The organism is Streptomyces sp. NBC_01476, from assembly GCF_036227265.1.
GTDB lineage: Bacteria > Actinomycetota > Actinomycetes > Streptomycetales > Streptomycetaceae > Actinacidiphila.
This window is the reverse complement of the sequence record NZ_CP109446.1, coordinates 1,032,112-1,056,207: the sequence shown is the minus strand read 5'-3', so window position 1 is coordinate 1,056,207 and position 24,096 is coordinate 1,032,112. Positions and strand designations below refer to the sequence as shown.

The 24,096-nt window shown below is 72.4% G+C and carries 23 protein-coding genes; 11 read left to right on the top strand and 12 right to left on the bottom strand.

Going from position 1 to position 24,096, the window contains the following annotated elements; genetic code table 11:
• Positions 1-44: 44 nt before the first annotated feature.
• A complete protein-coding gene (locus OG552_RS04680; protein WP_329129837.1) occupies positions 45-881 on the bottom strand; it encodes an aldo/keto reductase in 837 nt (278 codons plus the stop codon).
• 356 nt (positions 882-1,237) lie between these two features.
• On the opposite strand from OG552_RS04680, the gene OG552_RS04675 reads away from it, so the two are divergent.
• Positions 1,238-3,307 carry a SpoIIE family protein phosphatase gene (locus OG552_RS04675; RefSeq protein ID WP_329129835.1) on the top strand — a complete coding sequence of 690 codons (2,070 nt, stop codon included), beginning with the start codon at positions 1,238-1,240 and terminating at the stop codon, positions 3,305-3,307.
• A gap of 48 nt (positions 3,308-3,355) precedes the next feature.
• Here OG552_RS04675 and OG552_RS04670 read toward each other — a convergent pair whose 3' ends face one another.
• On the bottom strand, positions 3,356-3,967 hold the full coding sequence (locus OG552_RS04670) for a LysE/ArgO family amino acid transporter (protein ID WP_329129834.1): 612 nt from the start codon (positions 3,965-3,967) through the stop codon (positions 3,356-3,358).
• A 100-nt stretch (positions 3,968-4,067) separates the two neighbouring features.
• Here OG552_RS04670 and OG552_RS04665 point away from each other — a divergent pair, with 100 nt between their 5' ends.
• A complete protein-coding gene (locus OG552_RS04665) occupies positions 4,068-5,015 on the top strand; it encodes a LysR family transcriptional regulator ArgP (RefSeq protein ID WP_329129833.1) in 948 nt (315 codons plus the stop codon).
• Between the two features lie 28 nt (positions 5,016-5,043).
• Here the strand turns inward: OG552_RS04665 and OG552_RS04660 are convergent, their stop codons facing one another.
• Positions 5,044-6,024 carry a lysylphosphatidylglycerol synthase transmembrane domain-containing protein gene (locus tag OG552_RS04660; protein ID WP_443070865.1) on the bottom strand — a complete coding sequence of 327 codons (981 nt, stop codon included), beginning with the start codon at positions 6,022-6,024 and terminating at the stop codon, positions 5,044-5,046.
• 188 nt (positions 6,025-6,212) lie between these two features.
• Here OG552_RS04660 and OG552_RS04655 point away from each other — a divergent pair, with 188 nt between their 5' ends.
• The gene (locus OG552_RS04655; RefSeq protein ID WP_329129830.1) at positions 6,213-6,455 is read left to right on the top strand and encodes a hypothetical protein; all 243 of its coding nucleotides are present in this window, start codon (positions 6,213-6,215) and stop codon (positions 6,453-6,455) included.
• Here OG552_RS04655 and OG552_RS04650 read toward each other — a convergent pair.
• Positions 6,452-6,841, bottom strand: a complete 390-nt coding sequence (locus tag OG552_RS04650) for a hypothetical protein (protein WP_329129828.1) — start codon at positions 6,839-6,841, stop codon at positions 6,452-6,454. The two genes, OG552_RS04655 and OG552_RS04650, sit on opposite strands and share 4 nt — an antisense overlap.
• Positions 6,842-6,936: 95 nt before the next feature.
• On the opposite strand from OG552_RS04650, the gene ykgO reads away from it, so the two are divergent.
• The gene (ykgO, locus tag OG552_RS04645; protein ID WP_033172643.1) at positions 6,937-7,059 is read left to right on the top strand and encodes a type B 50S ribosomal protein L36; all 123 of its coding nucleotides are present in this window, start codon (positions 6,937-6,939) and stop codon (positions 7,057-7,059) included.
• 137 nt (positions 7,060-7,196) lie between these two features.
• Here ykgO and OG552_RS04640 read toward each other — a convergent pair whose 3' ends face one another.
• Complete coding sequence (locus OG552_RS04640; RefSeq protein WP_329129824.1) at positions 7,197-8,027, bottom strand: MerR family transcriptional regulator; 831 nt, start codon at positions 8,025-8,027, stop codon at positions 7,197-7,199.
• Positions 8,028-8,092: 65 nt separating this feature from the next.
• Positions 8,093-8,425: a nuclear transport factor 2 family protein gene (locus OG552_RS04635; RefSeq protein WP_329129823.1), complete on the bottom strand. Its 333-nt coding sequence runs from the start codon at positions 8,423-8,425 to the stop codon at positions 8,093-8,095.
• Positions 8,426-8,681: 256 nt separating this feature from the next.
• On the opposite strand from OG552_RS04635, the gene OG552_RS04630 reads away from it, so the two are divergent.
• A complete protein-coding gene (locus OG552_RS04630; RefSeq protein WP_329129822.1) occupies positions 8,682-9,341 on the top strand; it encodes a double zinc ribbon domain-containing protein in 660 nt (219 codons plus the stop codon).
• Positions 9,342-9,434: 93 nt separating this feature from the next.
• Here OG552_RS04630 and OG552_RS04625 read toward each other — a convergent pair whose 3' ends face one another.
• Both OG552_RS04625 and OG552_RS04620 read right to left on the bottom strand, forming a co-directional pair.
• Entirely contained in the window at positions 9,435-10,064 is a 630-nt protein-coding gene (locus tag OG552_RS04625) for a TetR/AcrR family transcriptional regulator (protein WP_329129821.1), read from the bottom strand.
• Positions 10,065-10,117: 53 nt separating this feature from the next.
• A complete protein-coding gene (locus tag OG552_RS04620) occupies positions 10,118-11,611 on the bottom strand; it encodes an MFS transporter (protein ID WP_329129820.1) in 1,494 nt (497 codons plus the stop codon).
• A 431-nt stretch (positions 11,612-12,042) separates the two neighbouring features.
• Between OG552_RS04620 and uppS the strand changes: the two genes are divergently transcribed.
• The 3 genes from uppS to OG552_RS04605 all read left to right on the top strand — a co-directional run bounded on the left by uppS (position 12,043) and on the right by OG552_RS04605 (position 14,817).
• Positions 12,043-12,822, top strand: a complete 780-nt coding sequence (uppS, locus tag OG552_RS04615; RefSeq protein WP_329129818.1) for a polyprenyl diphosphate synthase — start codon at positions 12,043-12,045, stop codon at positions 12,820-12,822.
• Positions 12,823-12,848: 26 nt separating this feature from the next.
• Positions 12,849-13,571 (top strand): class I SAM-dependent methyltransferase, encoded by a 723-nt coding sequence (locus tag OG552_RS04610; protein WP_329129817.1) that lies wholly within the window; start codon positions 12,849-12,851, stop codon positions 13,569-13,571.
• Between the two features lie 382 nt (positions 13,572-13,953).
• A complete protein-coding gene (locus OG552_RS04605; protein WP_329129816.1) occupies positions 13,954-14,817 on the top strand; it encodes a transglycosylase SLT domain-containing protein in 864 nt (287 codons plus the stop codon).
• A 170-nt stretch (positions 14,818-14,987) separates the two neighbouring features.
• Here the strand turns inward: OG552_RS04605 and OG552_RS04600 are convergent, their stop codons facing one another.
• Together OG552_RS04600 and OG552_RS04595 are read right to left on the bottom strand one after the other, a co-directional pair.
• Positions 14,988-16,805 (bottom strand): glycoside hydrolase family 9 protein, encoded by a 1,818-nt coding sequence (locus OG552_RS04600; RefSeq protein WP_329129815.1) that lies wholly within the window; start codon positions 16,803-16,805, stop codon positions 14,988-14,990.
• 181 nt (positions 16,806-16,986) lie between these two features.
• Positions 16,987-18,585 carry a purple acid phosphatase family protein gene (locus tag OG552_RS04595; RefSeq protein WP_329129814.1) on the bottom strand — a complete coding sequence of 533 codons (1,599 nt, stop codon included), beginning with the start codon at positions 18,583-18,585 and terminating at the stop codon, positions 16,987-16,989.
• 332 nt (positions 18,586-18,917) lie between these two features.
• Between OG552_RS04595 and OG552_RS04590 the strand changes: the two genes are divergently transcribed.
• Entirely contained in the window at positions 18,918-20,984 is a 2,067-nt protein-coding gene (locus tag OG552_RS04590) for a phosphocholine-specific phospholipase C (protein WP_329129812.1), read from the top strand.
• Between the two features lie 34 nt (positions 20,985-21,018).
• On the opposite strand, the gene OG552_RS04585 is transcribed toward OG552_RS04590, so the two are convergent.
• Positions 21,019-21,840 carry a helix-turn-helix transcriptional regulator gene (locus OG552_RS04585; RefSeq protein WP_329129811.1) on the bottom strand — a complete coding sequence of 274 codons (822 nt, stop codon included), beginning with the start codon at positions 21,838-21,840 and terminating at the stop codon, positions 21,019-21,021.
• A gap of 65 nt (positions 21,841-21,905) precedes the next feature.
• Here OG552_RS04585 and OG552_RS04580 point away from each other — a divergent pair, with 65 nt between their 5' ends.
• A complete protein-coding gene (locus tag OG552_RS04580; RefSeq protein WP_329129810.1) occupies positions 21,906-22,286 on the top strand; it encodes a cupin domain-containing protein in 381 nt (126 codons plus the stop codon).
• Between the two features lie 83 nt (positions 22,287-22,369).
• On the opposite strand, the gene OG552_RS04575 is transcribed toward OG552_RS04580, so the two are convergent.
• Complete coding sequence (locus OG552_RS04575; RefSeq protein ID WP_329129808.1) at positions 22,370-23,296, bottom strand: LysR family transcriptional regulator; 927 nt, start codon at positions 23,294-23,296, stop codon at positions 22,370-22,372.
• A 95-nt stretch (positions 23,297-23,391) separates the two neighbouring features.
• Here OG552_RS04575 and OG552_RS04570 point away from each other — a divergent pair, with 95 nt between their 5' ends.
• Complete coding sequence (locus OG552_RS04570; protein ID WP_329129806.1) at positions 23,392-24,096, top strand: succinate dehydrogenase cytochrome b subunit; 705 nt, start codon at positions 23,392-23,394, stop codon at positions 24,094-24,096.

Sequence of the window (24,096 nt, the reverse complement as noted above, 5' to 3'; positions counted from 1 at the left end):
GCCCGGCAGCACCCGCTGCCGGGCCGGCGCGCGTCCCGATGTCCCTACTGGGGGACGTAGTTGAAGGTGTCCGGGTCCGGGCCGGTCCGCTCGCCGCGGTCCAGGGCGGCGATCACGGCCAGGTCCTCTTCGGAGAGTTCGAAGTCGAAGAGCCGGAAGTTCTCCTCCATCCGCGAGCGGGTCACGGACTTGGGGAAGATGATGTCGCCGCGCTGGAGGTGCCAGCGCAGCGTCACCTGCGCCGGCGTCCGCCCCACCCGCTCGGCCACCTCGGCGATCACCGGGTCGTTGAGCACCTTGCCCTTGGCGATCGGGGACCACGCCTCGGTGGCGATCTCGTGCTCGGCGTTGAAGGCCCGCACGTCCTCCTGGGTGAGGTACGGGTGGACCTCGATCTGGTTGACCGCGGGGACCACCTCGGTCTCCTGGAGGAGCCGGTTGAGGTGGTGCGGATTGAAGTTGGACACGCCGATCGCCCGGGACCGGCCGGAGCGGTAGATCTCCTCCATCGCCTTCCAGGTCTCGGTGAAGTCGCCCACCTTCGGCAGCGGCCAGTGGATCAGGAACAGGTCCAGCTTCTCCAGGCCCAGGTCGTCGAGCGAGCGGGCGAAGGCGGCGAGCGCGTCCCCGTAGGCGTGGTAGCCGTTGTTGAGCTTGCTGGTGACGAAGATGTCGTTCCGGTCAAGGCCGGACTCCCGGATGGCCTGTCCCACCTCCTTCTCGTTGCCGTACATCTCCGCGGTGTCGATGTGCCGGTAGCCGGTCTCCAGGGCGGCGAGCACCGCCTCCTTGGTGTCCCTCGGCTCGATCTGGAACACGCCGAAGCCGAGTTGGGGGATTTCGACGCCGTTGTTGAGAGTGATCAGAGGTACCTGGCTCATATCCGCGACTTCCTTGCTCGGTCGGCTCTGCTGCGGGCGGAGGTTCCATCCGCAGGCCCGCTGAAGGTCCGGTCGGTCACCCCGAGTGGCGATACCCGGCCGAACCGGGACGATACCCGCGGCGGGTCCGCCGCCGGGCCTTCCCCCGACGTGTCGGCGGAGCCCGCGGCGTCCGTGCGCCTGCCCGTCGTGGCGCCGTCCACACCCCTCGGCGGATCGCCCCGGTGGCCCCGGGAGCCGCCGGCGTCACGCCTGTAGTGGCCGGAAAGCGCTCTCCCAGGTCGCGGAACAAACAATCGTACGAGTCCCCCCGTGTTCGGCGCGCCCCGTGCCGCCCGGCGCGCGATGATCGGAGGATGAGGTCGACGGCCGACGATGTGAACGTGCCCGAGTTCGAACCGGAAGTGTTCGACCGCGCCATCGTGGCCGTCGTGCTCACCGCGGGTCCCGAGCACCGGCTGGTCTACTACAACGAGGCTTTCAGCCGGCTCTTCGGCCCCCGCAAGCTGGGCTCCCCCGCGGCCGAGGCCTTCGACGAACCCCGGGCGGTCCGCTTCCTGCGGATGCTGGACGGCGTCTTCCACGACCGCACCGCCCGCCAGGTCACCGCCCCGCGCACCACCGAGGGCACCCATCCCGGCGCGCCCGGCCGCCGCCACTTCATGTACAGCGCCTCCCCGGTCATCTCCCGGTACGGCCCCGGCGTGCTGGCCATCGCCGTCGACACCACCGCCCAGGTCGAGACGGCCCGGCGGGCGGAGGAGCAGTCGGAGGAGCGGCACCGCACCCTGCAGCGGTACGAGGCGCTGATGTCCGCCGTGCCGCAGATCGTCTGGCTGATGAAACCGGACTGGTCGATCACCGAGCTGGTCGGCGGCTTCGAGGAGTTCACCGGCATGCCGTGGCGGCCGGTGATCGACGCCGAATGGCTCGCCGCCGTGCACCCCCACGACCGCACCGACCTGGTGCGGACCTGGAAGGAGGCGGCCGAGGGCACCCCTTCGTTCTTCGTCTGCACCTTCCGGATGCGGACCGCCTCGGGCGAGTACCGCCATGTGCAGTCGCGCGCGGTGCCGGTCCAGCGCGGGGGAGTGACCGTCGAATGGGTCGGCTCGTCGGCGGACGTCGAGGACCAGTGGCGCAACCGCCTGCGGGAGCGGCTGCTGGCCCGGGTCGCCACCGTCGCCGCCGCGGGCGACGTACCGCAGGCGCTGGCCGCGGTGGCCGCGGCCGTGGTGCCGGAGCTCACCGACACCTGCGCGGTGTTCATGCTGCCGTCGCCCGAGCTGACCGGGGCGGGCGGTCCGCTGACCGCGACCCGGGTCGCCTCCTCGGCCCGTACCGGCCTGCCGCCGCTGCCGCCGATGAGCGGGAAGGCCCGGCCGGTCGGGCCGCTCGCACGGCAGGTGATCGAGAGCCGCCGGCCCCAGCTCCTGACCTTCCCGGCCGGCGAGCCCCCGGCCGGCGCCGTCCCCGACGTGTCGGTGGAGTGGCTGCGCGAGGCGCGGGCGACCAGCCTGACCATGGTGCCGCTGGTGATCGACTCGACGGTGGTGGCCTACGCCGTCGCGGCCGGCTGCGCCGACAGCCCGCCGCCGGGCTCCGCGGACCTCGCGCTGCTGCGCGAGGTGCTGCACGAGGTGCGCGACCCGCTCCGCCAGGCGATGGAGCTGCAGCGCACCCGGCGCACCGCGCTCACCCTCCAGCGGGCGCTGCTCACACCCACCCCGCTGGTGCCCGGCGCGGAACTGGCCGCGCACTACCAGCCGGCCAGCAAGACCGCGGAGATCGGCGGCGACTGGTACGACGCACTGGTGCTGCCCGACGGCTCGGTCACCCTCACCATCGGTGACATCGCCGGCCACGACCTGGAGGCCGCCACCTCGATGAGCCAGCTCCGCAGCATGCTGCGGGTCATCGCCTACGACCTCTCCCACCCGGTCACTCCCGCGGAGAGCCTGTCCCAGCTGGACCGCGTCGCCGACGGACTCGCCATCGCGCCACTGGTCACCGCTGTCCACGCCCGGCTGGTCCCCAAGGGCGGCGGCAGCTGGCACGCGGCGTGGTCCAACGCCGGCCACCCCCCGCCGCTGCTGCTGCCCGCCGACGGACCGCCGCGCTATCTGGAGGGCACCGGTCCCGACCTGCCGCTGTGCGTCTCGCCGTCCCACCCCCGTACCACCTGGCATCACGACCTTGAGATAGGCGACACACTGCTGCTCTACACCGACGGGCTCATCGAGGTCCCCGGCACCGACCTCGCCGAGGGCATGGCCCATCTCGCCGTGCACGCCCACGCCGCCCAGCGCGCCGGCGTCCCGCTCAGCACCCTGTGCGCGCAGCTCCTCGCGGCCATCGCCGAGCGCCGCGACGACGCCGCCATCATCGGCTTCCGCCCGGTCCACGAGGCGAACGCGGTGGTCTGACGGAGACCCTCCGCGCGGTACGCGCCGGGCCGGGGGCGGTCAGGGCGGTCAGGTGCGGGCGGCCATGAGGACGCCCAGGGTGAGCATCGTGGCGGCGATCAGCGCGTCCAGCGCCCGCCAGGAGCCGGGACGGGCGAAGGGGCCGCGCAGCAGCCGGGCGCCGGAGCCCAGCGCGGTGAACCACAGGACGCTGCCGGTGGCCGCGCCCAGACCGAACGGCCAGCGGCCGGCGCCGTAGCCGTTGGCGACGGAGCCGAGCAGCAGGACCGTGTCGAGGTAGACGTGCGGGTTGAGCCAGGTCATCGCGAGACAGGTGAGGACGGCGGCGCGCAGGGACCCGCCGGTGTCGTCGGCGGCGGTGAGGACGGCCGGACGCAGGGCCCGGCGGCCGGCCAGCAGGCCGTAGCAGACGAGGAAGGCGGCGCCCACCCAGGAGGTGACGGTGACCGCCGAAGGCCACCGCTTGACGACCGTGCCGATCCCGCTGATCCCCACCGCGATCAGCACCGCGTCGGACCCCGCGCAGATCGCCACCACCGGTGCGACGTGTTCGCGCCGGATCCCCTGCCGGAGCACGAAGGCGTTCTGGGCCCCGATGGCCACGATGAGCGACAGACCGGTGCCAAGACCGGCCAGGACCGCGACAAGGACTCCCTGCATGCCCCGAGGCTAGGAGCGGTCCGGTCATGAGGCCAGCTCATGATTCTCACGTAGCATCAGCGCAGCTTCATCTGCTGCCGACCGCGGAGAGGACCGCTCGGTGCCCGAACTGCCGCTGGACCAGGTACGTACGCTGCTCGCCGTGGTCGACGAGGGCACTTTCGAGGCGGCGGCCGAGGCGCTGCATGTGACCCCGTCCGCGGTGAGCCAGCGGATCAAGGCCCTGGAGCAGCGCACCGGCCGGGTCCTGCTGCTGCGCTCCAGACCGGTGCGGCTCACCGACTCCGGCGAGGTCGTCGTACGGTTCGGGCGGCAACTGGCCACGCTGGAACGGGACGCCGGGAGCGAACTCGGACTCGACGAGGCGGCGGGTCCCGCCACGCTGCCGATCGCGGTCAACGCCGACTCGCTCGCCACCTGGTTCCTGCCGGCCCTCGCCGAGGTCGCCGCCCGCCGCGACATCCGCTTCGACCTCCACCGCGACGACCAGGACCACACCACCCGGCTGCTCCGCCAGGGCCGGGTGATGGCCGCGGTGACCTCCTCGCCCGAGCCCGTCCAGGGCTGCTCGGTCCGCGCTCTCGGCACGATGCGCTACCGGGCCATGGCCACCCCGGACTTCGCCGCCCGCCATCTCGCCGGCGCGCCGCTGCGGCACCTGCTGGCCGGCGCGCCGGTCGTGGTCTTCGACCGCAAGGACGACCTCCAGGACCGCTTCCTGCGCGGTCTCGCGCCGCACCGCACACCGGCCGGCCGGTCCCGGAGCTACGTCCCCTCCTCGGAGGCATTCGTCGAAGCCGTCGCGGCCGGCCTCGGCTGGGGCATGATCCCCGACGCCCAGTCGGCCCCCCACCTGTCTGCCGGCACCCTCACCGACCTCGCTGAGGGCCGCTTCGTGGACGTCCCCCTGTACTGGCAGCAGTGGAAGCTGGACTCACCCCCGCTCGCCGCCGTCGCGACCGCCGTCGCCGCTGCGGCGGCCCGCTCCCTGGCCCCGGCCCCGGACCGCCGCCGAGGCCCCCGGGCCGCACCGGGCGCTCCCGGGTGACGCGGTCGGACCGGGGCCGGACCCGCGGTCAGACCACCTTGCGGCGGACCAGGGCGCCCAGCGTGAGGGCGGCCGGGAGCAGCGGCAGCCAGACGGTGACGATGCGGTAGGCGAGGACCGCAGAGGTGGCCGCCGCGGTGGGGGCGCCGGCCGCCACCAGCGCGATGGCCAGGGCCGCGTCCACGGAACCGACCCCGCCCGGAGCGGGTATCCCGGCCGCCAGGCAGGTCGCGGCGAGATAGGCGATGGCGACATGGGCGGCCGGCACCGGAAGCCCGAGCGCGTTGGTGACCGCGACCAGGGAGACCGCCTGGAGGGCGGGGAAGGCCAGCGAGCCGCCCCACAGTGCCAGCGCGCGCGAGGGCCGCATGTGCAGCGAGCGGACATCGGTCAGCGCGGTGAGCAGGAAATCCCGGATGAAAGCCCGTACCCGGCGCAGCGACACCAGGACCAGCGCCGCCGGCAGCAGCCCCGCCGCCAGCACGGCGCCGAGGAAGAGCAGGGTGTCCCCGCCGGGCAGCAGCCCGTTCAGGCGCAGCGCGTGCGGGAAGACGGTGAGGAGCACCAGCAGCAGCGTCACCCGGCCGACCGACTCGGCGAGCGCGTAGAGCGCCAGCGCCGCCGAGGTCCGGGCCAGCGGCAGTCCGCAGCCGCGCAGGAAACGCAGGTTCACCGCGCCGGCGCCGATGCCCGCGGGCGTCAGCTGGTTGGCGGCGGTCGCGGCGAACTGGGTGGCCAGCAGCCGCCCGGTGGGCAGGGGTTCGAGCACCGTGCCCTGCCGGGCGCAGGCTATCGCCACCCAGCCGAGGCCGGTCGCGGCCAGCGCGCCGAGCAGCCAGAAGCGGTCGGCGGACAGCAGATCGTGGCCGCCCGAGACGAGCAGCGTGCGGTGGCCTGCCGCCCACACCCCGACGGCGAGCGCCGGCACCAGGCAGGCGATCGTCCGCCAGGGCAGCCGGCGCCACCGTGGCACGGCCACGGCCCCCTGGGGGACTGACGGATTGCCCATTGCTCTCGCTGGTCCCCGCTCGTCCGCGCGCCGGCAACCGCCGACGATCCGGTCCTGTCGCGGGCAGCTTCCCCGTCCCGGAATACGTCCGGGCATCGTACGGCCGAGGGGCAGTGGTCGGTGCGGTGACCGCGAGAAGTCGGGGCCGCGGCCGGAACAGCCGTATCCCCGCGGCACGTTGGGCTCACATGAGGTCCCGACGCGACTCCCCTGCGTACTACGCGGCGGCCGTGCTGCTGTCGCCGCTCCTGCTGGTGGCCGGCGACCCGCTGCAGCGTGCGGTACGCCGTGCCCTGCTCGGTCCGCGCCGTGCGGGCGCCTTTCACGTGACCGGCCGGCGCGCCCGCGTGCTGCCGTTCTTCTCCAACCAGCTGGTGATCGCCCTGTCGGCCCCCAGCCGCTGGGCCGGCGACCGGCTCCGGCGCCCTTAGCGGTCCTGCGGGTCTCCGTCCTCGTCCGGTTCCCCCATCGCGCCCGGGCTGCTGAAGTCCGGGCTGGAGAAGCCGGGGCTGGAAAAGCCGGTCCTGTCGTCCTCGCCTGCGTCCTGTCCGGCGTCCTCTGCCTCGTAGTCCGGGCCCTCGAAGGGCGGCACGACGAAATCGGGCGGGGTGTAGTCCGGGATGTGCGAGTCCGGGCCGCTGAAGTCAGGACTGGAGAAATCGGGGCTGGAGAACCCCGGGCTGGAGAAGTCAGGCCCCTCGGACTCTGGCCCCTCGGACCCGGTCCCGTGCCCCTCCGACCCGGGCCCCTCGTCCTCGGCGGCGCTCCCGGCCGGCTGCTCCGTCGCCCCCGGGGGCCTGGTTTCTTCCTGGCTCATCCCGGTCCCCTCTCGCCCGCCGGCCCTGGAATGAACGGGGGGCCGTCGCGGTTGACACGCGTGAACAGAACAGTACGAGCAGGAAGGTGCCCCGAATGAAGGTCCGTAACTCGCTTCGGTCGCTGAAGAACCGCCCCGGGGCCCAGATCGTCCGCCGTCGCGGCAAGGTCTACGTGATCAACCGCAAGGACCCCCGCAGCAAGGCGCGCCAGGGCTGACCCCGTCCCGCGCGGCACCCGCACTCCGCGGGACAGACGCGCGGCGGTGTGCGCAGCACCGAAACCGCATACGAAACGCACATACGAACGCCGCCGGCCGGGCCTCAGCCCGGCCGGCGGTGGTGCGTACGCGGCCCTCAGGGCGCCGCGGTGCGCAGGACCGGCCAGCAGATCTCGGTCCGCCAGCTGTCCTGGTCGGTGACCTCCGGGCCGCCCACCAGATAGCGCTCCCGGACCGGCCCGTCCACCGCGATCAGCCGCTCGGCGACGAAGGCCCCCAGCTCGCCGTAGGTGCGTCCGGCGTTGTCGTGCGACCCCTCGTGGAGGGCGACCGCCAGCTCAGCGGCCGGCAGCTCGGTCATCGCCACCCGGCCGGACGCGGGCAGCTCGGCGCCGGCCGGTACGTAGACCGTGGCCGCGCCCTCCTCGTCCGCGAACAGCTCGGTGGCGTAGAGCCCACCGGGCGGCCCGGCCGGTTCGGCCCCGGCGGCGCGGATGGCCGCGTACAGCTCCTCCAGCGCGGTGCCCCACCACTCACCGACCTCGCCGCGCCGCACCACCGCACTGATCGCGGGAACCCGCAGCGCCGGCACCGAGCGGAACTCCACCGCGATGGCCGGGCGGGGCGCGGCGCCGGGGTCCAGGAGTTCGCGCAGCGCGCCGACCGACTGCCGGGTCTGGTCCAGCTGGCTCTCCATCCGCCGCAGATGTGCGGCGATCACCTCGTTGCGGGCGCCCACGTCCGGTGCGGCCAGCACCGCCTTGACCTCGGCGATCGGCATGTCGAGCGCGCGGAACCGGCGGATGATCTCGGCGGTGCGCACCTGCGAGGTGTCGTAGTGGCGGTAGCCCGTCACCGGGTCGATCGAGGCCGGGGCGAGCAGCCCCGCCTCGTGGTAGTGCCGCAGCGTCTTCCTGCTCAGCCCGGTCATCACCGAGAACGCGCCGATCGGCACCTGCGCGGCCATGGTGCTCCGCCTCCTTTTCTCCCCCCGTCGCTCCTTGCCCGACCATCATCACCGGGCCGCGGTCGTCACACGATCCGCAGCGCGGCGATCCGGTCGTCACGCAGGGTGAAACCGAACCGCAGATCGGCCACGCCGCCGGGGAAGTCGCCTTCCACCCGCACGTTCAGCCGGTACTCGCCGTCCTCGCCCGGCTCCTCGACGCCGGTCACCGTGCTGGTGTACGTGAACTGCCCGGCCAGCGCGGTACGCCAGCCGGCGATCTCGTCCCGGCCCCGGTAGGTCTTCCCCTCGTCCAGCACGGTGCCGTCCGGTGTGAAGCAGTCCGCGACGGCCTGCGCGTCCCGGCTGTCGGCGGCCTTCAGATAGCGGTCGACGGCCGGGGGAGTGGTGGTGCTCATGGGAATCTCCTCGTTCCGTTCCGTTGCGGCGACGGCAACGGGAGCGGCCGCCGCGACGATGATTTCTCCTCCCTTGAGCCTCAACCGTCCCCCAGGGGGAAGGTCAAGCGACACGTCCCGGGCAGTTGTGCGAAAGTGTCCTGGCCCGCCCGGCCTGCGGCGCGGGCAGAACCGCCGGGGGGCGCGGGGGCGTCCCCTTCCGGTGGGATGACGGTGCGGCAGGGGCCGCACCGCACGGCGCTCGGGGAGGCGTGCGATGAGTGCGGAGATCTACTTCAGCAACAACTACCGCGATCTGTGCCAGGAGCACGGCACAGGAGCGGGTTTCCAGTTCGAGTTCTCCTGCAACCGGTGCTACGACACCTGGCGTTCGCCGTTCGAGGCGTACACCAGCGGACGGGCGGCCAGTTGGGTCGGCAAAGGGGTCAACGCCGCCTGGGGGATGCTCGGCAGGACCGGTTACGGCATGTCCAGCGCGGCCGACGGCCTGGCCGGCATGGGCTACGGCAGCGCGCGTGACTCGGCGTTCCAGCGGGCGATCACCCATGCGCAAGGGCACTTCAACCGCTGCCCGCGGTGCACAAGTTATGTCTGCAACCGGTGCTGGAACGCGGGCCAGGGCATCTGTCTGAACTGCGCGCCGGACACCGCGGCCGAGGCGCTCGCCGCCCAGCAGCGCGGTCTCAACGACGCCGTCTCGGAGCGCGCGTACGACGCGGGCCAGCAGTCGGCCCAGCAGTTCGACGTGGGCACACCGCGGCAGCTGGTCTGCCCGCAGTGCCGCACCGAGACGCACGGCACCCCGTTCTGCCCGGGCTGCGGTCACCGGATGGCGCAGGAGCAGACGTGCGGGTCGTGTTCCGCCACGGTGCCCGAGGGCGCCGCCTTCTGCCCGGGCTGCGGCACCCGGCGCTGAGACCCCGGCCGGAAAGGCCCGCGGCGCCGTACTCAGGACACCATGAGCGGTGTCCCGAGTACGGCGCCGCGGCGGCTCACCGGGCCCGGGCGGTCAGCGGCCGGTGCCCGCGGTGACCCGGGTCAACTGCTCACGGCTGACCGAGGGCAGGCTGCTCGGCAGCCGCGCGGAGCGCAGCCCGGCCAGGTGGATGTCGAGGTGCCGCTGCCACGCGTCCGGTACGACGCCGCTGCCGGTCTCCACCACGCCGCGCAGCCCCCATACCAGCGTCATGATGTCGCCGAGGGTGACGTCCGGACCGATCTTGCCGAACTCCTGTGCCTGGGAGAGGAGTTCGACGATCAGGTCCCGCAACTGCTCGACGCAGCCGGCCTTGGTGTGGCCGACCAGCTTGTCGGCGTAACCGTGGTGGACGGTCATCGAGCGGCCCACCGCCCACAAGAAGACCTCAAGACCGGTGCCGTCCCCGCGCTCCAGCGCCTGCTGCGCCTCGTCGGCGAGCTCGGACAGGATCTGCGTGGCGATCTCGTCCACCAGCGCCTCCTTGTTGGGGAAGCGCCGGTAGACGGTGCCGACGCCGACCCCGGCCCGGGAGGCGATCAGCTCCATACTGGCGTCGGTGCCGAACTCGGCCAGCACCGCACGGGCCGCCTCCATCACCAGCTGATGGTTGCGTACCGCGTCCCGCCGCATCGGCCGGGGCTGCGTGTCGTGCGGTGCCATCGTCAACTCCCGGTCGATGCGGCAGAGCGCGACCCGGGGGTTCGCGCCCGGGGTCACTCCGACTTGTCCCCCACGACCGTACCGCCCGGGACCAGCGCCGGCTCGGCGTGTGCGGGCCCGGCAGCTTCGGCGGCCTCGGCGGGCTCGGAGAGCGTGATCCGGGTGCTGCGGCGGGAGGCCGGGATCAGCGCGGCGGCGAACGCGGCGATCAGCAGCGCACCGCCGAGCATCGCGAAGCCGTTGGTGTAGCCGGACTCCTTGGGCAGGCCGTCGGCGGCCGGGCTCGCGGTGACGACACTCGCCATCAGGGCGGCGCCGATGGAGCCGCCGATGGTGCGGATGTTGGCGTTCATCCCGCTGGCCACACCGGTCTGCTCCGGCGGCACCGCGTTGACGATCAGGCTGGACATCGCCGAGAAGGCGAGCCCGAAGCCGATGCCCATGACGGCGGTCGCCACGTACAGCTCCCAGGTCTGGGTGTGGGCGAAGGCCAGCAGTGCCATCGAACCGGTGCCGATCAGGGTGCCGAGCAGCACCACCGTCTTGCCGCCGATCCGTGCCGCGAAGCTGCTCGCGCCGAGGCCCACCAGGAACATCGTCACGGTCATCGGCAGCAGGATCAGGCCGGACTCGGTGATGCTCGCGCCGAAGCCGTAGCCGGTGGACTTCGGGGACTGCACGAACTCCGGCAGGAAGGCGAAGACCGCGTACATGCCGATACCGAAGAGCAGCGCGACCAGGTTGTTGGTCCACACCGCCGGGCGGCGCATCATGTTCATGTCGATCAGCGGCTGCGCGGCACGGCGCTCCACCTCGACCCAGCCGGCCGCGAGCACCACGGCGGCGACGAACAGGCCGATCACCTTGCCCGAACCCCAGCCCCAGACCGGAGCCTGGCTCAGGCCCACCAGCAGGGCGACCAGCCATGCCGAGAGCAGCACGGCGGGCAGCCAGCTGATCCGGCCGGCCGTCCGCACCGGCGACTTCGGGATGAAGAACGCGGCGGCCACGGCGGCGGCGATGGTGAGGATCATCGGCAGCCAGAAGAGCCAGTGGTAGTCGAGCGCGTTGACGATCGGGCCGGCCAGCACGATGCCCAGGCCCGCGCCGACCGCGATCAGCGAGGCGATGGCGCCGACCGCGCCGTTCAGCTTCTCCTTCGGGAACTCGTCCCGGACGATGCCGAAGGCCAGCGGCAGCACACCGCCGCCGATGCCCTGGATCACCCGGGCGATGATCATCACATCCACGTTGGTGGCGAGCGCCGCCAGCAGCGAGCCCAGGGCGAGCGCGGCGAGCGTCGCGACGAAGACTCTCTCCTTGCCGAGGATGTCGCCTATCCGGCCCATGATCGGCGTGAAGATGGAGGCCGACAGCAGATAGGCGGTCAGCACCCAGGTGACGGTGTTCTGGTTGGTGTGCAGGTTTTCCTGGATCGTCGGCAGGACCGGGGTGACCAGGGACTGGAGCAGCGCATAAGCGGTCACGCCGGCCGCGAGCACCGCGAACGTGACCTGATAGGGCGTGCGCCGCGTCTCGGACGCCATGGATCTCCTTCAGCAAAAAGAGGGGAACCGCTCGGGAGAGCGGGGAAAAGCCGTGCGGGGAAGTGCGGAAAGCCGGTGCCCGCAAGAAAGCGGAATCACAGTTCCGTTACGAGGGCAACAATATCCCATCGGGAATGACGATTCCGTTTCCTTGCGATGAGGTCTTGCGCACACCCGAAGCACGTTCGCCGTACCCCCGCGCGGGAGTGCGCGACCTACGCCACCGGTCAACCGCCGGGGGCCTCTCGGTCTTCCCGGCCCTGCGGTGGCGCAGGCCGGAAGCGACGCAGATCACATGTTTACCGGTCCGGCCCCGCCGCCCGTCCCCGCTTCCGGGACCGCCTTCCGGCGCGGGGGCACGCCCTAGGCTCACCCCCACGCGGACAGACCGTGCCGGGGACGGGCCGGCGCGGCACGGAAGGACGGCACGCATGCGGATCTCCGCTCCCCTGTACGGCCTCTACACGCGCCGGTTGCGGCAGAAGGTACGCGGCTCGGGGGCGCTGCCCCGGCACGTCGGCCTGATCATCGACGGCAACCGCCGCTGGGCCCGGGAGACGGGTCTTGCCAACCCGAGCCTCGGCCACAAGTACGGCGCCGAACACATCCACCACGTGCTGGCCTGGTGCGGCGCCCTCGGCATCAAGCACGTCACGGTCTTCATCTGCTCCACCGAGAACCTGCGGCGCCGCGGTGACGGCGAAGTCGCCTTCCTGATGGGGCTGATCGAGCAGGTCGTCACCAACAGGCTGGCCCGCCCCGGCGGCGCCTGGCAGGTGCACATCGCCGGGAGACTCGACGGCCTGCCGGACAGCACCGCGCACGCGCTCAAGGAAGCGGTCGAGGCGACCCGGGACCGGACGACCGGCGCAAGCGTGACGCTGGCCATCGGGTACGGCGGCCGGCAGGAGGTGACCGACGCGCTGCGCGGGCATCTGACCGAGCGGGCCGCGGCGGGGGAGACGCTGGCCGACCTGGCCGAGAGCATCGGGCCCGAGGACATCGCCCGGCACCTGTACACCGCGGGCCGCCCCGACCCGGACCTGGTGATCCGGACCAGCGGCGAGCAGCGGATGTCCAACTTCCTGCTGTGGCAGAGCGTCCACTCCGAGCTCTACTTCTGCGACGCCTACTGGCCGGCCTTCCGCGAGATCGACTTCCCGCGGGCGCTGCGCAGTTACGCCGACCGCGAGCGCCGCTGCGCAGCCTGACCGCGGGCACCGCCTAGGGTGGGCGGATGTTCTCCTCCGAGGGGCCGGGTCTGCGGGAACTGGCGGTGCAGGCGCTGAGTTCGGTCGAGCGCGGCTACGACCTGCTGGCGCCGCGTTTCGACCACACGCCGTTCCGGACGCCGGACCGCTTCCTCGACGCGGTGGCCGGCGCGCTGGCGCCGCTGGGTCCGTTCCAGGACGGGCTCGACGTGTGCTGCGGGACCGGCGCCGGGGTGCGGGTACTGGCGCCGCTGTGCCGGGGCGGCGTCACCGGGGTGGACTTCAGCGCCGGCATGCTGGCGCAGGCCCGCGCGGCGCACCGCGCGGGCGGCCCCGCGCCGCGCTGGGTGCGGGCGGACGTGCGGTCGATGCCCTTCGCCGCGGGTTTCGACCTGGCGGTCAGCTTCGGGGCCTTCGGCCACTTCCTTCCCGCCGAGCGGCCGGGGCTGTTCGCCGGGGTGCGGCGGGCACTGCGGCCGGGCGGCCTCTTCGCCTTCCCGATCGGCGCGCCGCCGCCGGTCACCTCGGCCTGGTACTGGGCCTTCGCAGGTTTCGACACGGCGATGCGGGTGCGCAACGCGGTGCGCCGGCCACCCTTCGTGATGTACTACCGCACCTTTCCGCTGGGGGCGGTCCGCGACGATCTGGAACGTGCCGGGTTCGATGTCGCGCTGCGGCCGCTGGCCGAGTTCGGCCGGCGCCCCGACGGCAGCCCGCGGGCGCGACTGGTGCTGGCGCGCAGAACCTGAGGCGTCCCGGGCCCCGTACCCCCGCCTCTTTCGCCTGTGGCGGCACCCTCACCCGCACCAAGGAGGAGCCGCAGCTGCTTTCCGGCCACCGCTGAGGGCCGTTTTTCCCCGGGCGGACGGACGCCGAAATACCCGCACATAAAGTGGCGCCGCTGTCACCGAAAGCGACAAAGCGCCGCGGCCGTGTGATCCCCTCTATAGGACGCGCGTCACATACTAAGCCGCTTAGTGCGCGGTGGCGCCGACCTTTCCGGTGACCGGCAAGGAATCCCAGCCGCTCTTCCGGCACGTCTACGTATTCGTCCGTAGGTGGGCTCGTTGACCTTTGAATTCGGAACATTTAACACTTCTGGGGTCCGCAAACTGGAAGAGGTAATCCTGTATGCAGCTCCCCACGATCCCGACCAAGTTCCCGAAGTTCTCCACGTTCAACCGGCTGTCGAAGAAGCGCAAGATCACGGTGGCCGGCGCAGCCGCCGCAGCCGCTGTCGTGCTGACGGTCACGGGCCTGGAAGCAACCGCGGGTGCCGGATCGGCGACCGCGGCGGGCAGTCCCACTGCCTCCACTGCGTCCCTTGCGTCCGGCGCGTCCACCGGTTCCACCGGCTTCGTCGTCTCCACCGGCGACCACGCCAAGCGCATCGACCCGCAGGCCGGTATGGCTTCGCAGCGCGCCATCCACGACGCCGCCCAGAAGAAGCAGGACGCCGCTGACGCGGCGAAGAAGAAGGCGGCCCAGGCGGCCACCGACAAGAAGACCGCCGCGAAGAAGGCGGCCGAGAAGAAGTCCGCCGCGGCTGCCAAGAAGGCCGCAGCCAAGCGCGCCGCGGTCAAGCAGGCCGCGAACCGCTCGCACGTACGTACCGTCGTGGCGAAGTCCGCCAAGACCCACAAGGTGGCGGCCAAGCCGGCCGCGAAGACCTACGCCAACAACCTCGACGGCTGGATCCGGCAGTCGCTGGACATCATGCACGCCAAGGGAATTCCCGGCAGCTACGAGGGTATTCACCGCAACATCATGCGTGAGTCGAGCGGTAACCCGAGGGCGATCAACCTGTGGGACATCAACGCCCGCAACGGCATTCCCTCGAAGGGTCTGCTGCAGGTGATCAACCCGACCTTCAGCCGCTACCACGTGGCGGGTACGTCCTGGGACATCTACAACCCGGTCGCCAATATCACCGCCGCCTGCAACTACGCGGCCGACCGGTACGGCTCGATGGACAACGTGAACTCCGCGTACTGATCGGCCGTATCTCCCGGTGAGTTTTTCCGCACCGGTCCGCTGAAAGAAAGGGCGGCGCGACCCGCACGGGTCGCGCCGCCCTTCGGCATGCCCCACGGGGCCCGGGTCAGCCTGCCGCGGCTGCCGGACCCGCCCCCGGCAGCCGGCCGGAGCCGCCCCCCAGCGGGTGGTCAGCGGGCGGTGGAGACCGCGAGGAGGAACCAGCCGGTGTGGGGGATCCACTGTTCGGCCCAGCGCCAGCTGTCGCCCTCGGGGGCGTCGGGGGGCAGGAAGGCGATGTCGTCCTCGTCGGCCCAGCCGGAGGTGATGCCGTTGACGATCCCGCCGGGCAGGTTGGGGAAGTCGGAGGCGTAGTCGACGTTGTTGCGGCCGCGGCCCTGGAGCATCGAGGCGTCGAAGGGGTTGCGGCCGGTGATCCAGGCGAGCTGGTCGTCGCCGAACCGCAGCAGCCGTTCCCGGTCCGCTCCCGGCACGCCGGGCAGCTCCGCGCAGGCCGCCGCCGCCGCGGCCAGCGAGGCGATCCCGGCGTTCTCGCCCTGCCACCAGTAGCCGGTCTCGTTCGCGTGCGGGAAGAAGAACGCGTCCCGGTCGGTGCCCCCGGCCGGCCGCACCCGCTGCCGCGGATAGCCGAACGGATTGGGCACCGCGGCCGACCGGTCCAGCGTGTCGAGCATCGCCTCGACGGCGAGTTCCCCGGCCACCCGGGCCTCGGGTACCTCCGGCAGCACCTCGGTGAAGCGCGCCAGCGCCAGCGCCGGCAGCCCGCCCTCCGCGGCGTGGAAGAACGGCCGCCCCTCCTCGTCCCCGCGGAACCACCCGGGCCCCGCACCGCGCCGGTACCGCCCCGCCAGCGACCGCACCCGTTCCCGCGCGGCCACCCGGACCACCTCCAGCGTCCCGGCGCCGAGCTCGCCCGCCGCGACCAGCTCGCAGGCGGCGAGCAGCGCCGTGTAGTCGTCCTGCACCGTCTCGGTGCCGTCGTCCAGGTACTCCTTGTTGTGCGCCTCCAGGTGCAGGAAGCCGTCCACGGCCGCGGACAGGTACTGCTCCGAGGTGAAGTCGCCGTGGTCGCCGACCGCAGAGGCCCGGGCCAGAGCCGCGATGGCGAGACCGCCGCCCTGGCGGTACGCCGCCTGGTAGCGGTCGGTGCGCACGCAGTCCGGCAGCGGCGCGGTGACCACCCGCTCCTCCAGCCGCTTGGTCAGCGCGTCGAAGATCCCGGTGTAGAAGTAGCCCTCGGGGGCGCGGAACCGGACCAGGAAGTCGGCGCCCCACAGGGCCTCGTCGCGCAGCCGGGCGCCGACCGAGCGCAGCAGGGCCGGGTGCTTGCGGGCGAGCGCGTCGCGCGCCGCCAGCATCGCCCAGGCACACAGCGGCGTCTGCTGGGGGCTCATCATGCGGGTGTAGGTGAGGTGGCTGAGGAACTTGCTGGTGTCGCCGCTCGCGTCGAGCCAGCCCCCGCGCGCGTCCACCTCACGGCCGCTGTCGTCGCCCCAGAACCGGGCGTGCCGGTCCTTGCGGTCGATCTCGCCGCTGGAGCGCATCGCCTTGAAGTACGCCAGCACGTCCGACATCGTCTGCCGCTGGAGCCGGTCCGCGGCGATCTCGAACGGCTCGCTCGCGGCGGCCCGGCCCGCGCCGTCCAGCAGCCGTACGGCGTACCGGCCGGCGGGCAACTCCCGGGGCAGCTCGATCCGGGCGTACGGGCCGGTGTGCCAGCCGGGCACCGCCTCGACGGGTCCCGCGGTCAGCTGCCGGACCGGAAGGCCGGAGCCGGCCGCGGGGTCCGTACCCGCCAGACCGCCGGAGCCGGCCGTGCTCGCAGAAGCCGCCGTGCTCGCCGCACCGGCCGCGCCGTCCAGGCGGACCAGCTCCACCCGCCGCGGCGGCAGCCCGTCGGGCAGCTCCGCCAGGACGGCGCCGGCCGCCGCCAGCCCGTGTCCGAGGTGCCCGGTGAGGATCCGCGGTCCCGCTCCGTGTGCCGCCACTGCCGGTCCACCGCCCTTTCGTCCCGAACGAACAGGGGGACAGCGTACAAGGTGGCGGCGCTGTTGGTCTGCAGTGGTATGCAGTGGTCTTGATGTCGGCCGGTGTCCGGGGCCGCGGGCGGCAGCGGCGACTTTCGCCGGTACCGCCCGCGACCTCGCGCTCTGAGCGCCCCGCGGGAGATCAGCGGTGGCCGTCGGACCGCTTGCGGTGCAGCGTGAACTTCTCGAAGACCGACAGCTCGCCGTTCGGCTTGTTCACGTTGTAGTACGTGACGTGCAGCCGGGTGGTGTCACCGGCGAACCGGCCCGGGTCGACGGTGAAGGCCGCGAAGCCGTAGGGGTGCTCGATGTCGCGCACGCCGACCCACACCGCCTCCTCCTTGACATACGTCGCCGCGCGCTTGCCGCCCTCCGGACGGGTGTCGGAGACCGCGGTGAGCACCTTGGCGGTGCCGTCCTTGAAGAAGGACTGGTTGGTGGTGCCGGAGACACCACCGCCGCCGAGCACCATGTGCACCGTGCCCAGGCCCGTGTCGATGTCGTCGGTGCGGGTGGAGGTCGGGTTCGGGGTCAGCGTCTCGCTGCCGCTGACCACCCCGCGGACCGAGAGCGACCGCTCGTAGTTGTGCTCGTGACCGCAGACCACCAGGTCGACGCTGTAACGGTCGAAGAGCGGGCCGTACTTGGCCCGCAGGCCCAGGTCCGCGCCGTTGGCGTCGGAGGAGCTGATCATCACCTGGTGCATGGCGACGACGACCCAGTCGATGTCGCGGTCCTTGCGGGCCGCCTTCAGCTCCCGCTCCAGGAAGGCCAGTTGACGGCCGCCGGAGTAGCCGCTGACGTAGAGGTCGCCGCCGTCCTGCAGGGCGTTGTCGTCGTTCTGCAGCACGATCACCCGGACCGAACCGGCGGTGAACGCGTACCAGAGTCCGGCCAGTTCGTCGTCGGTCTCGGTCGACGGCAGCTCGAAGTACGTCTGGTAGGCGCCCAGGCCGATCGGGCCGTTGCCGCTCTCGATCTCGTGGTTGCCGGCGGCCGGCATCCACGGCCGGAAGCGGGCCGAACGGGTGTTGTTGGTAAAGAAGTTGTTCCAGGTGCGGACCCGGTCGATGTCCAGGTTGGCGTAGCAGAGGTCGCCGTTGAGCAGGTGGAAGAGCGGCGCGACCTGCTCGACGCCGGTCACGATGTCCTTCGTGGCCGGGGTGGAGTTGGCGTCCAGCGTCACCGTGCCGTCGGTCGCCCAGGTCACCTGCGGGGCCGACTGGTCGCCGAAGCTGGTGAAGGTCAGCGGCTGCCGGCCGCGCGGCGCGGTCTTGAAGGTGCCGCTGTCCGGGGTGGCGCCGTCGTGCGAGACCAGGTACAGGTAGTCGGTGCCCGGCCGCAGCTTGCTGATCAGCGCGTGGTGGACGTAGACCTTCCGGCCCGACGTGCCGTCGGTGTACGTGCGGGTCTTCGCGTTGGCGCCGGAGCCGAGGCCGTGCTCGATGGTGCCGTAGAGCACCCGGGGCCGCTTGACCGGGCCGTCGGTCAGCCAGGAGACCACCATCTGGGTGCTGGGGTCCTTGCCGAAAGTGAGGTGCAGGCCCTGCACCGGCGAGGCGCCACCGGAGTCCGGAGTGGGGTGGAAGGCGGGCGCGCCGGCCGGCGCGGCGGCGGCCGGGCCCGCGGTCAGCAGCGGTGCGGCCACCGCGCCCACTCCCGCGGTGCCCAGCAGGCCGACGGCGGTACGGCGGCTGAGGCGGTCCCCGGAGGGCTCCGGCGTGTCCAACTGTGCGGCCATCGTTGCTCCTTGGCGCATGGGCGGCTGAAATCCCGTGAAGAGTCCCGCTCCCCGGCGACAGCCAGTTGAACGCGGCCTTGCCGGATGCCGTCGGAACGCGATGTGACGGACCGATCGCAAAAGCGGGCAAGTCCCTTTACGTCCCGACCCTCGCTACCCTCTGGTCCCATGGGAACCACCGGACGCGACACGCCGTGTCCGGCCGCCCTGTTCCCGACGCGTACCGCCCGCTGTCACATCCGCGACACCGGCCCGTCGCCTGTTGTCGCTCCTCTGGGGGCACCCCTCTCACTCCACCCGCTCACCCCACTCGCGAAGAGGCCAGGTCAGTCATGTCCGAACTCAACCGGCGGCGCTTCCTGCAGATCGCCGGCGCCACCGCCGGCCTCACCGCTCTGTCCGGCAGCATCACCCGGGCCGCGGCCATCCCGGCCGCCCGGCGCACCGGCACGCTCAAGGACGTCGAGCACATCGTCGTCCTGATGCAGGAGAACCGCTCCTTCGACCACTACTTCGGTTCGATGCGCGGCGTGCGCGGCTTCGGCGACCCGCGCCCGGTGCGGCTGCCCAGCGGCAAGCCGGTGTGGCACCAGAGCGACGGGACCGGTGAGGTGCTGCCGTACCGGCCGGACGTGGACGACCTGGGCCTGAAGTTCATCGAGGGCCTCAACCACGAGTGGACCGGCAGCCACGCCGCGGTCAACGGCGGTGCGTACGACCGGTGGATCCCGGCCAAATCGGCCGGCACCATGGCGTACCTGACCCGGGACGACATCCCGTTCCACTACGCGCTCGCCGACGCGTTCACCGTCTGCGACGCCTACCACTGCTCCTTCATCGGCGGCACCGACCCCAACCGCTACTACATGTGGACCGGGTACACCGGCAACGACGGCAAGGGCCGCGGCCCGGTGCTGGACAACTCCGAGGCCGGCTACGCCTGGAGCACCTACCCGGAGCGGCTGGAGGACGCCAAGGTGTCCTGGAAGATCTACCAGGACATCGGCGACGGCCTGGACGCCGAGCATTCCTGGGGCTGGATCGAGGACGCCTACCGCGGCAACTACGGCGACAACTCGCTGCTCTACTTCGACCAGTACCGCAACGCCAAGCCCGGTGACGCCCTTTACGACAAGGCCCGCACCGGCACCGACGCGGCGGCCGGCGAGGGCTTCTTCGACCGGCTGCGCGCCGACGTCCAGGCCGGCACGCTGCCGCAGATCTCCTGGATCGCCGCCCCGGAGGCGTTCTCCGAACACCCCAACTGGCCCGCCAACTACGGCGCCTGGTACATCTCGCAGGTCCTGGACGCGCTCACCTCCAACCCCGAGGTGTGGAGCAGGACCGCGCTGTTCATCACCTACGACGAGAACGACGGCTACTTCGACCACCTGGTGCCGCCGATGGTCCTCGACGGCCGCGGCGCCTCCACCGCCGACACCTCCCTGGAGGTCTTCGCCGGCGACGCCACCTATGCGGCGGGCGCGTACGGCCTTGGCCAGCGGGTGCCGATGCTGGTGGTCTCGCCGTGGAGCACCGGCGGCTACGTCTGCTCCGAGACCTTCGACCACACCTCGATCCTGCGCTTCATGGAGCGGCGCTTCGGGGTGCGCGAGCCCAACATCTCGCCGTGGCGCCGCGCGATCTGCGGCGACCTCACCTCGGCCTTCGACTTCGGGCTCAAGCAGGACCGCCCGGCCCGGCTGCCGGACACCGACGCGTACCAGCCCGCCGACAAGGACCGGCACGACAGCTTCGTACCGGTGCCGCCCGCCCGCCAGAGCGTGCCCGGGCAGGAGCGCGGCTCCCGCCCGGCCCGCCCGCTGGCCTACGCGCCGCTCGTCGACGCCGCGGTGAGCGCGGGCCACGGGCACGGCGCCACGCAGCAGATCACCCTCACCTTCAGCGGCGGGCCCGCGGCCGGCGCCGCCTTCCACGTCACCTCCGCCGGCGCGGCAGGCGGCCCCTGGTCGTACACCGCGGCGGCCGGCCGGAAGATCGCCGGCAGCTGGGACGTCACCGCCGCCCACGGCGCGTACGACCTGACCGTGCACGGCCCCAACGGCTTCCTGCGGGCCTTCCAGGGCTCGGCGTCGCACACCGGCGCCGAGGTGACCGCCCGGCACGACGCCCGCACCGGCCGGGTCGAGCTGACCTTCACCAACTCCGGGCGGGGCACGCTCCGGTTCACCGTCGGCAACGCCTACGGCGGCCACCGCGAGACGTACACGGTGGGGGCCGGCCGGCGCGTGACGCGGTCGGTCGACCTGGGTCACAGCGGGCACTGGTACGACCTGACCGTGCGCAGCGATCACGACGCGGCGTTCAGCCGCCGCTTCGCCGGCCACGTGGAGACCGGCCGGGCGGGTGTCAGCGACCCCGCCATCGCCACCCGCTGACCGCCCCGCGGCCGGCGGCCGGGCGGCGCCGGATTCAGCGGTGCCGCCCGCCCCTGGCGTACCGGGCCGGCGAGATGCCCAGATGCCGGGTGAAGTGCCGGCTCAGATGGGCCTGGTCGTAGAAGCCGACCGCCGCGGCCACGTCGACCGGCCGCTCGCCGGCGAGCAGCAGCCGGCGGGCCCGGTCGATGCGCCGGCCGGTCAGATAGGTGTGCGGGGGCAGCCCGTAGGCCCGGGAGAAGCTGCGGATCAGGTGGGTGGGGTGCGCGTGCAGGAGCGCGGTGGCCTCGTCGAGGGTCAGCCCGTCGCCGATCCGCGCGTCCAGCAGTTCGCGCAGCCGCGCCGCCAGCCGGTCGCCCTCCCGGCCCGGTTCGCGCACCCGGTGCGCGTCCAGGTGCACCAGCAGCCGCTCGCGGACGAACGCCAGCCGTGACTCCGCCTCCAGGGCGTCGTCCTCGTGCCGCAGCGCCGCGTGCAGCCGGTGCACCCGGTGGTGCAACTGCTCGTCGCCGAGGATCGGACCGGCGACCGCGGTCCCGGCGAGCCGCTCCGGCAGCACCGCCGTACTGAGATAGATGACGCGCTTGCGGAAGCCCAGCGGGTTCACCGTACGGCCGTCGTGCGGGACCCCCGGCGGCAGCAGCACCACCCGGCCCGCGTCGGTCGCGTCGTGCCGCTTGCGGTCCAGCGCGAAGTCCACCATGCCGTCGTCGAGCAGCATCAGGTCCCAGGTGTCATGGGTGTGCACCGGGTAGGCGTGCCGGGTGAAATGGGCGTTGAGCACCTCGGTGACGCCCGGGACGGCCGGGCGCCAGGCGTGCACCTCGGCGGCCTCCGGGCGGGGTGCTGCGCTCATCCCGGGATCCCTTCGGGTCAGTTCTGTACAAGCCCCGCACCCGCCCGATGCGGCAGGCTGGGGGCATGACCGACACCACCAAGCCTGCCACCGCGGTGAACATCGACGCGAAACTGGCCCAGTTCGCCGAGCACTGGGCGCCCCGCCGGATCGCCGGGATCAACGACTACGACGTGAAGATCGCCAAGGTCCAGGGCGACTTCGTCTGGCACACCCACGACGAGACCGACGAGCTGTTCCTGGTGATCAGCGGCCGGCTGGTCCTCCAGCTCCGGGACGGCGACGTGATCCTCGGCCCCGGCGAGATATACGTCGTCCCCAAGGGCGTCGAGCACTGCCCGCGCGCCGACGAGGAGACCGCGATCCTGCTGCTGGAGCCGGCCGGCACGGTCAACACCGGCAGCGCCGGCGGCCCGCGCACCCGCGAGCCGGTCCCGCTGGACTGACCCTGGCGCCACCGGACCGGCCGCGGCAGGCCGGTCTCCGTGGGCCGTCGGGCAGCGGCCGGAACGCGAAGCTCCGGCCCCGCTCATCCCTCCGCCCCGGCCGGGCGCAGCCCGCTGCGGGTCACCGCCCGGCGGGCGGAGGCGAGCAGGACGTCCTGCAGGACGCGGGCGGCGCGGGGCGGCGCCACGTCCGAGCGGTGGGCCAGTGCGACGGTACGGCGCAGGCCCGGGCGGGCCAGCGGGGTGACCCGCAGGTCCTGGCCGGTGCGGGCGGCGACCGTGGTGGGGACCAGCCCGACGCCCAGGCCCGCCCTGACGAAGCCCAGCACCGCGTCCATCTCCCCGCCCTCGACACTCAGGTACGGCTCGAAACCGGCCGCGCGGCAGGCGCCAAGTGTCAGGTCCCGCAGGTCGTAGCCGTGCCGGAACATCACCATCGGCTGCCCTTCGAGGTCGGCGATCCGCACCGGTGAGCGCGGCGCCGGCGAGTCGGTGGAGGAGACCATCACCAGGTCCTCCTGGAAGAGCTCCACCGTGGTCAGCGCGGGGGAGGGGCTGGGCAGCGGCAGCACCACCAGCGCCAGGTCGAGCGCGCCGCGGGCCAGCTCCCGTACCAGGTCGTGCGAGCCGCCCTCCTCAATCAGCAGCTGGATGCCCGGATGCCGGTCGTGGAAGGCGCGCAGCACGTCCGGCAGCAGACCTGTGCAGAGGCTGGGCGTGGCCCCGAGCCGTACCCGGCCGCGGCGCAGCTGTGCCAGCTCCAGCACCTCGTGCCGGGCGGTGTCGGCGTCGGCGAGGATCCGCCGGGCCAGCGGCAGCAGTGCCTCTCCCGCGTCGGTGAGGGTGATGTTGCCGCGCGCCCGGCTGAAGAGCGAGGCGCCCAGCTCCCGCTCCAGGGCGAGGATCTGCTGGGAGAGCGACGGCTGCGAGACGTGCACCGCCTCGGCGGCCCGGGTGAAGTGGCGGGTGTCGGCGACGGCCACGAAGTACGCCAGTTGCTGGAACTGCATACCGCCAGCCTAGCCACTGCCATAGGCGCTCCCTATGGAGACGAGCCTGATCATGTCTTGGACCACTGTTCAGTGCCGGCCTTAGCTTCGTGTCCATGGCATTGGCAACCAGGACGGACCGTCGGCCGTCGATGGCGAAGACGGTCTGGGACTCGACCGTCGGCAAGAAGACGATCATGGCGGTGAGCGGCCTTGTCATGCTGCTCTACCTGGTCGTCCACATGTACGGGAATCTGAAGATCTTCTTCGGGCCCGGCACCTTCAACGGCTACGCGCACTGGCTGCGCACCCTCGGTGAGCCCTTCCTGCACTACGAGTGGGGGCTGTGGATCGTCCGCGCGGCGCTGGTCGTCGCGGTCGTCGCGCACATCGTCTGCGCGTACCAGCTCAGCCGCCGCGACCTCAGGGCGCGCCCGGTCGGCTACGTCCACCGCAAGGCCCGCACCAGCTACGCCACCCGCACCATGCGCTGGGGCGGGGTGATCCTCGCCCTCTTCATCGTCTGGCACATCCTGGACTTCACCACCCTCACGGTGAACCGCAACGCCGAGCCCGGCCACCCGTACCAGAACGTCGAGGCCACCTTCCACACCTGGTACGGCGACGTGATCTACATCGTCGCCATGCTCGCCCTCGGGCTGCACGTCCGGCACGGCTTCTGGAGCGCCGCACAGACCATCGGCGCCGGCAGCGCCACCCGCGACCGGGCACTGAAGATCACCGCCAATGTCCTCGCCGTGGTGCTGACGGCCGGCTTCATCGCCGTGCCCGTCGGGGTCATGACCGGCATCGTCAACTGA

Coding starts and splice junctions, on each gene's coding strand:
- OG552_RS04680 (WP_329129837.1), bottom strand. CDS start 881: ATGAGCCAGGTACCTCTGATCACTCTCAACAACGGCGTCGAAATCCCC.
- OG552_RS04675 (WP_329129835.1), top strand. CDS start 1,238: ATGAGGTCGACGGCCGACGATGTGAACGTGCCCGAGTTCGAACCGGAA.
- OG552_RS04670 (WP_329129834.1), bottom strand. CDS start 3,967: ATGCAGGGAGTCCTTGTCGCGGTCCTGGCCGGTCTTGGCACCGGTCTG.
- OG552_RS04660 (WP_443070865.1), bottom strand. CDS start 6,024: ATGGGCAATCCGTCAGTCCCCCAGGGGGCCGTGGCCGTGCCACGGTGG.
- OG552_RS04655 (WP_329129830.1), top strand. CDS start 6,213: ATGAGGTCCCGACGCGACTCCCCTGCGTACTACGCGGCGGCCGTGCTG.
- OG552_RS04650 (WP_329129828.1), bottom strand. CDS start 6,841: ATGAGCCAGGAAGAAACCAGGCCCCCGGGGGCGACGGAGCAGCCGGCC.
- ykgO (WP_033172643.1), top strand. CDS start 6,937: ATGAAGGTCCGTAACTCGCTTCGGTCGCTGAAGAACCGCCCCGGGGCC.
- OG552_RS04640 (WP_329129824.1), bottom strand. CDS start 8,027: ATGGCCGCGCAGGTGCCGATCGGCGCGTTCTCGGTGATGACCGGGCTG.
- OG552_RS04635 (WP_329129823.1), bottom strand. CDS start 8,425: ATGAGCACCACCACTCCCCCGGCCGTCGACCGCTATCTGAAGGCCGCC.
- OG552_RS04630 (WP_329129822.1), top strand. CDS start 8,682: ATGAGTGCGGAGATCTACTTCAGCAACAACTACCGCGATCTGTGCCAG.
- OG552_RS04625 (WP_329129821.1), bottom strand. CDS start 10,064: ATGGCACCGCACGACACGCAGCCCCGGCCGATGCGGCGGGACGCGGTA.
- OG552_RS04620 (WP_329129820.1), bottom strand. CDS start 11,611: ATGGCGTCCGAGACGCGGCGCACGCCCTATCAGGTCACGTTCGCGGTG.
- uppS (WP_329129818.1), top strand. CDS start 12,043: ATGCGGATCTCCGCTCCCCTGTACGGCCTCTACACGCGCCGGTTGCGG.
- OG552_RS04610 (WP_329129817.1), top strand. CDS start 12,849: ATGTTCTCCTCCGAGGGGCCGGGTCTGCGGGAACTGGCGGTGCAGGCG.
- OG552_RS04605 (WP_329129816.1), top strand. CDS start 13,954: ATGCAGCTCCCCACGATCCCGACCAAGTTCCCGAAGTTCTCCACGTTC.
- OG552_RS04595 (WP_329129814.1), bottom strand. CDS start 18,585: ATGGCCGCACAGTTGGACACGCCGGAGCCCTCCGGGGACCGCCTCAGC.
- OG552_RS04590 (WP_329129812.1), top strand. CDS start 18,918: ATGTCCGAACTCAACCGGCGGCGCTTCCTGCAGATCGCCGGCGCCACC.
- OG552_RS04585 (WP_329129811.1), bottom strand. CDS start 21,840: ATGAGCGCAGCACCCCGCCCGGAGGCCGCCGAGGTGCACGCCTGGCGC.
- OG552_RS04580 (WP_329129810.1), top strand. CDS start 21,906: ATGACCGACACCACCAAGCCTGCCACCGCGGTGAACATCGACGCGAAA.
- OG552_RS04575 (WP_329129808.1), bottom strand. CDS start 23,296: ATGCAGTTCCAGCAACTGGCGTACTTCGTGGCCGTCGCCGACACCCGC.
- OG552_RS04570 (WP_329129806.1), top strand. CDS start 23,392: ATGGCATTGGCAACCAGGACGGACCGTCGGCCGTCGATGGCGAAGACG.